This is a genomic window from Sphingomonas sp., assembly GCF_051962185.1.
In the GTDB taxonomy this organism is placed as follows: Bacteria; Pseudomonadota; Alphaproteobacteria; order Sphingomonadales; family Sphingomonadaceae; genus Sphingomonas.
In genome coordinates this window covers 1-8,123 of the sequence record NZ_JBQCCN010000345.1, presented here as the reverse complement: position 1 = coordinate 8,123, position 8,123 = coordinate 1, and the positions used below count along the sequence as shown (strand labels likewise).

Annotated in this window: 11 protein-coding genes; 9 read left to right on the top strand and 2 right to left on the bottom strand. The window is 66.1% G+C overall.

Features of this window, described 5'->3' with window-relative positions:
- Positions 1-58 precede the first annotated feature (58 nt).
- Together ACTHJR_RS20915 and ACTHJR_RS20910 are read left to right on the top strand one after the other, a co-directional pair.
- Positions 59-1,198, top strand: coding sequence for a slipin family protein (locus ACTHJR_RS20915; RefSeq protein WP_440525355.1), 1,140 nt, complete (start codon positions 59-61; stop codon positions 1,196-1,198).
- A gap of 193 nt (positions 1,199-1,391) precedes the next feature.
- The gene (locus ACTHJR_RS20910; protein ID WP_440525354.1) at positions 1,392-2,291 is read left to right on the top strand and encodes a fructose bisphosphate aldolase; all 900 of its coding nucleotides are present in this window, start codon (positions 1,392-1,394) and stop codon (positions 2,289-2,291) included.
- A 3-nt stretch (positions 2,292-2,294) separates the two neighbouring features.
- Here ACTHJR_RS20910 and ACTHJR_RS20905 read toward each other — a convergent pair whose 3' ends face one another.
- Positions 2,295-2,612 (bottom strand): ArsR/SmtB family transcription factor, encoded by a 318-nt coding sequence (locus ACTHJR_RS20905; protein WP_440525353.1) that lies wholly within the window; start codon positions 2,610-2,612, stop codon positions 2,295-2,297.
- A 4-nt stretch (positions 2,613-2,616) separates the two neighbouring features.
- Positions 2,617-3,090, bottom strand: coding sequence for an SRPBCC domain-containing protein (locus ACTHJR_RS20900; RefSeq protein ID WP_440525352.1), 474 nt, complete (start codon positions 3,088-3,090; stop codon positions 2,617-2,619).
- 152 nt (positions 3,091-3,242) lie between these two features.
- Between ACTHJR_RS20900 and ACTHJR_RS20895 the strand changes: the two genes are divergently transcribed.
- The 7 genes from ACTHJR_RS20895 (at position 3,243) to ACTHJR_RS20865 (ending at position 8,097) form a co-directional block, all read left to right on the top strand.
- Positions 3,243-3,914 carry an O-methyltransferase gene (locus tag ACTHJR_RS20895; protein ID WP_440525351.1) on the top strand — a complete coding sequence of 224 codons (672 nt, stop codon included), beginning with the start codon at positions 3,243-3,245 and terminating at the stop codon, positions 3,912-3,914.
- 44 nt (positions 3,915-3,958) lie between these two features.
- Complete coding sequence (gene thiE, locus ACTHJR_RS20890) at positions 3,959-4,657, top strand: thiamine phosphate synthase (RefSeq protein WP_440525350.1); 699 nt, start codon at positions 3,959-3,961, stop codon at positions 4,655-4,657.
- A gap of 13 nt (positions 4,658-4,670) precedes the next feature.
- Positions 4,671-4,862 carry a type II toxin-antitoxin system RelB family antitoxin gene (gene relB, locus ACTHJR_RS20885; RefSeq protein WP_440525349.1) on the top strand — a complete coding sequence of 64 codons (192 nt, stop codon included), beginning with the start codon at positions 4,671-4,673 and terminating at the stop codon, positions 4,860-4,862.
- 68 nt (positions 4,863-4,930) lie between these two features.
- Positions 4,931-5,113 carry a type II toxin-antitoxin system RelE/ParE family toxin gene (locus tag ACTHJR_RS20880; protein ID WP_440525348.1) on the top strand — a complete coding sequence of 61 codons (183 nt, stop codon included), beginning with the start codon at positions 4,931-4,933 and terminating at the stop codon, positions 5,111-5,113.
- Between the two features lie 61 nt (positions 5,114-5,174).
- Positions 5,175-5,738, top strand: a complete 564-nt coding sequence (gene efp / locus ACTHJR_RS20875) for an elongation factor P (RefSeq protein ID WP_440525347.1) — start codon at positions 5,175-5,177, stop codon at positions 5,736-5,738.
- Between the two features lie 131 nt (positions 5,739-5,869).
- Entirely contained in the window at positions 5,870-6,682 is an 813-nt protein-coding gene (locus ACTHJR_RS20870; RefSeq protein WP_440525346.1) for an inositol monophosphatase family protein, read from the top strand.
- Between the two features lie 218 nt (positions 6,683-6,900).
- Entirely contained in the window at positions 6,901-8,097 is a 1,197-nt protein-coding gene (locus ACTHJR_RS20865) for a diguanylate cyclase (RefSeq protein WP_440525345.1), read from the top strand.
- The last annotated feature ends 26 nt before the right edge of the window (positions 8,098-8,123 follow it).

Here is an 8,123-nt window from a genome sequence, read left to right as displayed (position 1 = left end):
AACCGCGCCGCCCCGCCCGGATAATGGGATCCGGACGGAGAGAAGAGGAGGACCGGCGATGCGCAAGATCGTTACCATTGCCGAAAACCAGCGCGGCCTCCTCGTCAAGGATGGCCGCCTCATCAGCATCCTCGATTCCGGGCGTCATGGCCTATGGGATTGGGGCAACCGCATGCGCGTCGAGATCGTCGCCGCCGAGGGCGTCTTCACGTCGCCCTGGGGCCCGATCATCGAGAAATTGCATCCGGCGCTCGCGGCCGAGAATTTCGCCATCGTGCGGCCGGGTGAAGGCCAGGTCGCCGTGGTTCGTGTCGATGGCCGCGCCGCACAGGTCGTGCTGCCGGGCAAGGTCGCGATGGTCTGGACGGTGCTGCAGGACGTCACGGTCGAGACGTTCGACGTCGATGCGGATCCGCGCCTGACCAAGGCCGAGCTCGTCGCGTTCGAGAATGCGGCGGTGATCGGCACCGGCCCGGCGATCGCGACGGTGACGGTGCCCGAGGCGAATGCGGGCCTGGCGTTCTTCGACGGCGAGCTCGTCGAGACGCTCGGCCCGGGCCGCCACGGTTACTGGCAGGTCGGGCGCAAGGTGTCCGCGCGGACGCTCGATACCCGGCCGGTGCCGGTCGAGATCACCGCGCAGGAAATCCTGACTCGTGACCGTGTCACGCTTCGCGTCACGCTCACCAGCTTCGTGCAGGTGACCGACCCGAAGCAGGCGGCGCTGGGCGTTCCGGACTATGAGGCGCACGTCTACAAGCTCGTCCAGTTCGCGGTCCGCGAGGCGGTGGGCGGGCGGACGCTCGACGAAGTGCTCAACGACCGCGTGTCGGTCGACGAGCAGATCGTCGAGCATGTCCGGCGCGAGCTCGGCGACATCGGGGTTCGGGTGACCGAGCTCGGCGTCAAGGACGTGATCCTGCCGGGCGAGATGCGCGAGCTGATCAACAAGGTGGTCGAAGCGGAGAAGGTCGCCCAGGCGAACCTGATCCGCCGGCGCGAGGAGACCGCGGCGACGCGGTCGCTGCTCAACACCGCGAAGCTGATGGAGGACAACCCCACGCTGATGCGGCTGAAGGAGCTCGAAACCCTCGAGCGTGTCACCGAGAAGATCGGCCGGATCGACGTGATGGCGTCGTCCGGCGAGGGGCTGGACGCGGTGCTCGACCGCCTCGTCCACCTCAAGCCGAAGGCCTGATCCGGGTCTGACGAAGGGCGGGGAGGGGCAGCGATGCCTCTCCCCGTTCGCCTGTCGAGCGATGGCGCCGCTTTGCCACATGGCGTGCCGCGCTCACTCTAACCGGTTACTTGGCCAATCGCCCCATTGCGGACCCGCCGGACGCTGTCTAACAGCCGCCTCACACATACGTATGCATAGACGGGAACCCAGCATGCAGACCGCCGAAATGACCGCCAGGATCGCCGCCGGACACGGCTTCATCGCCGCGCTCGACCAGAGCGGCGGATCGACTCCCAAGGCGCTCAAGGGCTACGGCATCGAGGAAGGCGCCTGGTCGAGCGACGAGGAGATGTTCGATCTCATTCACCAGATGCGCGTCCGCATCATCACCGCGCCGGCTTTCGCCAGCGGCAAGGTGATCGCCGCGATCCTGTTCGAGCGCACGATGGACGGCCAGGCCAATGGCAAGCCGGTGCCGCAGGCGCTGCACGACATCGGCGTGGTGCCGTTCATCAAGATCGACAAGGGGCTGGAGGCCGAGGCCAACGGCGTCCAGTTGATGAAGCCGATGCCGGGGCTCGACGATCTGCTCGCGCGCTCGGCGAAGCTCGGCATGTTCGGGACCAAGGAACGCTCGGTCATCAACCTCGCCAACCCCGAGGGCATCGCCGCGGTCGTCGCGCAGCAATTCGACGTGGCGCGCCAGGTGATCGGCCACGGCCTGATGCCAATCATCGAGCCCGAAGTGAACATCAAGAGCGCCGAGCGCGCCGAGTGCGACGCCATCCTGATGGACGAGATCCTGAACGCGCTCGACGCCATGCCGAGCGACGAGCAGGTCATGCTCAAGCTGTCGCTGCCGGCGAAATCCGGTCTGTTCGAGTCGCTGGTCAATCATCCGCGCGTGCTGCATGTGGTCGCGCTGTCGGGCGGCTACAGCCGCGCCCAGGCGTGCGTCGAACTAGCGAAGAATCCGGGCATCATCGCGAGCTTCAGCCGCGCCTTGCTCGAGGATCTCCGTGTGCAGATGAGCGACGAGCAATTCGACGCCGCGCTCGCCGAGGCGATCGACGAAATCTACGAAGCGTCGGTCGACAAGGTCGCGGCTTAGGCCTCAATCGCCCTCGCCGAGGATCTCGGCGAGACGATCGAGCCGTTTCTCCAGCATCGACCGCCGGTCGCGCGCCCAGCGTTCGACCGGGGTCAGGCCGTCGGGCACCAGCGAGGCGGTCCGCACGCGGCCGACCTTTTCGGTCTGCACCACCCCGCATTGCACAAGCACATGCAGATGCTGCGCTACCGCCGTCACCGTGATCCCCAAGGGCTCGGCGAGGCGCGAAACCGACGCCGGCCCCTCGGCCAGCCGATCGACGATCGCACGCCGCGTCGGGTCGCCCAGCGCCTGGAACAGTCGGTCGAGATCGGGCGTCACCCGATCATCCTTCGAGCACCTCGCCCAGTTTGTCGAGCAGCACGCGCCAGCCCTGTTCGCGCATCACCGGGCCATCGGCGTTTTCGAAGAACGCGACCTGATTGGTGCAGATCAGGTCGGTGCCCGATTCATTGGGGACCAGCTCGAACGTCGTCAGCGACACCGACATTGGTGCGCCGCCGATCGCCATCCGGCTGGTGATGACGATGCGGCTGCCGGGGACGATCGTCTGGAAGATGCCGTCGTCGGTCAGCGAGACGCCGGGAAAGGGGCTATTCTCGCCGAACCGGTAGTGCAAATGCTGTACCCCGCCCGGGCGGAAGTCGCTCTCGAAATCGACCAGCTCGCTCTGATCGCTGGCCGCGAACCACTGGCGCTTGATCGCCGGGTCGCTGAGCGCCTCGAACACTTTGTCAGGAGCCGCCCTGAAACTGCGATCGAGCGTGAAAGTGGCGTGGGTGACATGGCCGTCCGGCATGATGTGCTCCTTTAGTGAAGTGATTACTTCAATATATGTGCCCTTTCCAATAGTCAAGTTGTGGCTTCACTATGTGCCGTGCTTGACGTGCCCGCCGAGAGGGAGAATGCGCGGCGCGCGGCAAGCGTATTCATCGAAAAGGAGAATTGACGATGGTCGAGCGGCTCGGACAACAGAATCCCGGCTGGGGCGCGGTCGACGCCTATATCGCGGACCGTTTGCTCGGCGACGATCCCGCGCTTGCCGCGACGCTGGCGGCCAACGCGGCGGGCGGGCTGCCCGATATCGACGTGTCGCCGGCACAGGGACGCATGCTCCACCTGTTGGCGCGGATGGCGAATGCCCGGCGCGTTCTCGAGGTCGGCACGCTGGGCGGCTATTCGACGATCGAACTGGCGCGCGCATTGCCCGCCGATGGCGAATTGGTGACGCTCGAGATCGATCTGCACCACGCCGATGTCGCGCGAGCAAACCTCGCGACCGCCGGGCTGAGCGGCCGCGTTACCGTGATCACCGGCCCCGCGCTCGACACTCTGGCGACGCTGAAAGGGCCGTTCGATTTCGTCTTCATCGACGCCGACAAGCAGAACAATCCGGCCTATGTCGAGCACGCCATCCGCTTGTCGCGACCGGGGACGACGATCGTGGTCGACAATGTGATCCGGGAGGGCGGGGTGCTCGATGCGGGCAGCGGCGACGAGCGCATCCGGGGCACGCGCAGGCTGTTCGAACAGGTCGGTGCCGAACCGCGGTTGACCGCGACGGCGGTGCAGACGGTGGGCGTCAAGAAATGGGACGGCTTCCTGATCGCCGTGGTAGATTGAGCGACCGGCTTCTCGCGCGGCATCGGGCGCGCTAGGGGCGGGCGATGGACATCGAAGAAGATCCGCTCGGCCCGCTCGACCCGAATTTCGCCGCCTCGTTCAAGCGCGACGATCGGCGGCCGCCGTGCCAGCTCTATCTGATCTCGCCGCTCGACGTCGGCGGCGCTTTTCCCGATCGGCTGGCGCGCGCGCTCGATGCCGCGCCGGACGCGGCGTTCCAGTTCCGGGTGAAGGACGTCGACCAGCACGAGGCGGCGCGGCTCGCCGAGCCGTTGCAGCGCCTCTGCGCCGACCGCGAAGTGGCGTTCATCGTCAACGACAGCATCTCGCTCGCAAAGCGGCTGGGGGCCGACGGCGTCCATCTCGGCCAGGACGACGGTGATCCGCGCGAGGCGCGCTCGGTGCTCGGCCCCGACGTGCAGATCGGCGTGACGTGCCACGACAGCCGCCACCTGGCGATGGAGGCAGGCGATGCCGGTGCCGACTATGTCGCGTTCGGCGCCTTCTATCCGACCGCGACCAAGGAGACGACGCATCGTCCCGAACCGGTGATCCTGAGCTGGTGGTCGGCCTTGTTCGAATTGCCTTGCGTCGCGATCGGCGGGATCACGCCGGCCAATGCCGCACCGTTGGTGACTGCGGGGGCCGATTTCCTCGCCGTGTCGCACGCCGTCTGGGGCGGAGATGAAGCCAAAATGGTGCAATCCTTCGCCGCTATTCTTGGTGGCTCGCCCGACGCGTGATATTTCTCTGGGCATGACGAAGCTCTCTCCGATCGAATCCGAGTTCGAGACGACCGAAAACGCTGAGGCGTACGACAAATGGTTTCGCGCCAAGGTGCAGAAAGCGCTCGACAGCAAAGAGCCCTTGATCCCGCACGACGAGGCCATGGCGGAGATAAAACGGCGGATGGAATTGCGGCGTGCTCGCGGTCCGCTGGACGGCTGACGCGCTCGCGCAACTCGACACAGTAACAACCTACGTTCAGGCGCGAAATTTTCGGCGCCGCGGAACGGTTGCGGCTGCTGTTCGAGGAAGCGGCGGAGCGACTGCCACTCGATCCTTATTCGTGCAGACCCGGGCGCGTTCCAGGGACGCGCGAAGTGGTTGTTCATCCGAATTATGTTCTCGTATATCGCGTGGGTGCCGAGACGATCGACGTCCTCGCGCTTCTCCACGCTCGCCAGCAATATCCCTGATCTTGGCATTCGCGCCGGCGCCCGCTAAAGGCGCGCTTTCCTTTCCAGCAGGTACATCGTCATGAAGATCAGCGGCGTGGACATTCGTCCCGGCAACATCATCGAATATGAAGGCGGCATCTGGCGCGCCGTGAAGATTCAGCACACCCAGCCGGGCAAGGGCGGCGCCTATATGCAGGTCGAGCTCAAGAACCTGCGCGACGGCCGCAAGAACAATGTCCGGTTCCGCTCGGCCGAGACCGTCGAGCGCGTCCGCCTCGACACCAAGGATTTCCAGTTCCTGTTCGCCGACGGCGACAGCCTGGTGTTCATGGACAAGGACACCTACGACCAGACCTCGCTGCCGCGCGACCTGCTGGGCGACGCCGCCGCCTTCCTGCAGGACGGTATGGACGTCGTCATGGAGCTCTATGACGAGGAAGCGATCAGCGTGCAGCTGCCCGACACGATTGAGGCGACGATCGTCGAGGCCGATGCCGTGGTGAAGGGCCAGACCGCCTCGTCGAGCTACAAGCCGGCGATCCTCGACAACGGCGTCCGCATCATGGTCCCACCGCACATCGCAAGCGGTACGAAGATCGTGGTCGACGTGTACGAACAGACCTACGTCCGCCGCGCGGACTAAGAGTTCCCCTCCCGCTTGCGGGAGGGGTTAGGGGAGGGCGTGTCACCGGGCCGCACGTCCTTCCGTTTCGACTGATCTGACAGGCCCTCCCCCGACCCCTCCCGCAAGCGGGAGGGGAGAGAGTTTGTTCGATGCCTTCCCATTCCGGCCTCTTCACCGTCATCGAGCGCGCCGCGCGCAAGGCGGCGCCGCGCCTGCGTCGCGACTTCAACGAGGTCCAGCACCTCCAGGTCAGCCGCAAGGGGCCGGCCGACTTCGTGTCGATGGCCGACAAGCGCGCCGAGGAAACGTTGGTCGAGGAATTGCGCAAGGCGCGGCCCGATTGGGGCATCCTGGCCGAGGAAGGCGGCGAGATCGCCGGCGATCCCAACAAGCCGCGTTTCATCATCGATCCGCTCGACGGCACGTCGAACTTCCTCCACGGCATCCCGCATTTCGCGATGTCGATCGCGGTCGAGGAACCGCTGGCGAACGGTAAGCGCGAGATCACCACCGCGCTCGTCTATCAGCCGCTGACCGACGAAAGTTTCTGGGCGGAGAAGGGCAAGGGTGCCTGGCTGCAGGACGCGAGGCTGCGCGTGTCGTCGCGCCGCGATCTCGCCGACGCGTTGATCGCGACCGGCATCCCGTTTTTGGGCCATGGCAATTTCACCCAATGGAGCCGCATTTTCGGTGCGGTCGCGCCCGAAGTCGCCGGTATCCGCCGCTTCGGCTCGGCCGCGCTTGACCTCGCCTGGGTCGCGGCGGGGCGGTTTGACGGCTTCTGGGAATCGGATCTCCAGCCTTGGGACGTCGCAGCGGGCTTGCTGCTGGTCAAGGAAGCCGGCGGCTTCGTCACCGACTATCGCGGCAGCGACCGGGCGATGGAACGCGGCGAATTCCTCGCCGCCAACGATGTGCTCCATTCGAAGCTGCACAAATTGATCGCGAGCGCGCTGCGCTGATGCGCTGGCTGGTCGCCCTGCTGCTCGCCGCAGCGGGACGGCCACCTCGACCAGCATGTTTTCGTCGAGCGCTGGCGGTCGAAGGCATCGCATCGACGGTGATGCAATCGCGCCCTCGAGCGCTTCGATGAATTCACGCTGATCGTTACGGTTCCATTATGAGTATCTCGGGAATTTACATAACCGCGCCTTAACGATGGCTGGCCTATGCGGCGACCATGACAGCGGCGACCTCTTCGACGTCCAGGGACGATGCGTTCCTGAAGACCCGGATCGAGGGCATCTATTCGATCGCGCCGGCGATGATCGGCATGGACTTGCTCGGCTCCGCGATGATGGCGGGATTGTTCTGGCAGATCGGCCAGCGCTTCTGGCTGCCGGCCTGGGTACTCACGAGCGTCATCATCATTGCCACGCGCGGCGTCGCGGCCGTCGCCTATCGATCGGGGTTGTTCCCCAATATCCCGGTGCGCCGCTGGGCGGCGTCGCTGGTCGTGTTCGCCGCGGCATCGGGGCTGCTGTGGGGCGGCGCGCTGGGGTTGATCGTCGCGACCGGGACCGACAACCATGTCATGTTCGCGGTGTGCGTGGCGCTGAGCGGGCTGACCTTGTCGATCGCGCATGTCGCTTATTGGCCGATGTATGCGGCCTTCGAGATTCCGGTCATGGTCGCGGCAGCGGCAGGCTTCGCGGTCAGCGACCGGCCGGGTCATTGGCCGCTGGCCGGCGCGGCGACGGCGATGACCGTCGTCCTGCTGATCATCAGTCGCCGGCTCGCCGGGCAAATCCTTCGCGCGCATCGACTCGCCGCCACCAACCAGGCGCTGGTCGAATCGCTCGGCGCGCGCGGCAAGGCGCTGGAACAGGCGTGCGACGCGCTCGAACGCGTCAGCCGCACCGATCCGCTGACCGGGCTCGCCAATCGCCGCCAACGTGACGGCCGGCTCGCCGACGAATGGGAGCGGGCGTTGCGCTCGGGCGCGTCGCTGGCGGTGGTGGCGATCGACGTCGATCACTTCAAGCGCTTCAACGACACGCATGGCCATGCCGAGGGCGACCGCTGCCTGAAGGCGGTGGCGGAAATGCTTCAGGCGGGGATCCGCGGGCCGATCGATCTCGCCGCGAGCCATGGCGGGGAGGAATTCATGCTGATCCTGCCCGGCGTCGACCAGGCCGGCGCGGCGTCGATCGCCGAGCGCGTCCGCGTGATGGTGGCGACCTGCGGCAAGGACGCCGGTTTCGCGCTGCCCGAAAAGGTCACGATCAGCCTGGGCGTCGCGGCGCTGCGCCCGGCGCGTGGCCGGTCGCTGCACGAACTGACCATCGCCGCCGATGCGGCGCTCTATCGCGCCAAGATGAACGGCCGCAATCGCTACGAACTCGCCCAGATCGACAGCATCGCCGCCGCGGCTTGATTGTTTTCAGCTTCGCTGAATCGGCA